We start from the raw sequence: 740 nt of genomic DNA on the forward strand, positions 1-740 counted from the left end.
GTGAAGATTCAAAAGAACAGGCTAAAGAAATGATTCAGACCTTACAGTCCATGGGTAAACTCACTATCGTGCCGCTGGTAGAGAGTGCAGCCCTGCTATCAACTTTGTGGCAAGCGGGCGTCAACTATATTCAGGGTTACTACCTGCAAGCACCCTCTACAGAAATGAACTACGACTTTAGCGAAGAAAACTAATTGGAAAGCTTATTTCTCTTTCAGTTTGGCCAACTCCCAGAGCTGGTCTAGTTGAGTTAAGGGCACCTCGCTCACAGAAGTGCCCTGATTGCCCAATTGCTCCTCGATAAATTGAAAGCGCGAAGTAAACTTATCATTGGTAAGCTGAAGCGCATCTTGAGGAAGTACACCTAGAAAGCGCGATAGATTCAAGCAGCTGAAAAGCAAGTCACCAAACTCAGCTCGAATTTCAGGCCTTTTAAAAAGGTCTTCAGCCGTGCTTGTCTTACACTGCGCTTTCGCTTTTATGACTTCCTGCTTAAGCTCGTCCAGTTCTTCAGCTATTTTATCAAAAACTGGCTCTATTTCAGGCCAATCAAAGCCGTGCTTAGCTGCGCGCGCTTGAATATCCAAAGCCTGGTTCAGTACTCCATCTTTATTGGAAGCACCTTCTAGAATACTATCCTGAGCCTTTTTAACTTTCTCTGAAGACACCAAAGCTCCTTAGTTACGTTTTCTGCGAGCATCAATAATATTGGGTAATTGCTTGATCTTGGCTAGGGCTTG

General features: G+C 44.3%; 2 protein-coding genes. One reads left to right on the plus strand and one right to left on the minus strand.

What is annotated here, in order from left to right; all coding sequences use genetic code 11:
• A partial coding sequence (locus A3735_RS19985; RefSeq protein ID WP_156499781.1) for an EAL domain-containing protein occupies nt 1–194 on the plus strand: 194 nt, incomplete at its 5' end.
• Nucleotides 195–203: 9 nt separating this feature from the next.
• On the opposite strand, the gene A3735_RS19990 is transcribed toward A3735_RS19985, so the two are convergent.
• Nucleotides 204–668, minus strand: a complete 465-nt coding sequence (locus tag A3735_RS19990) for a MazG nucleotide pyrophosphohydrolase domain-containing protein (RefSeq protein ID WP_068509964.1) — start codon at nt 666–668, stop codon at nt 204–206.
• Nucleotides 669–740: the final 72 nt, after the last annotated feature.

Source organism: Oleiphilus sp. HI0061 (assembly GCF_001635675.1).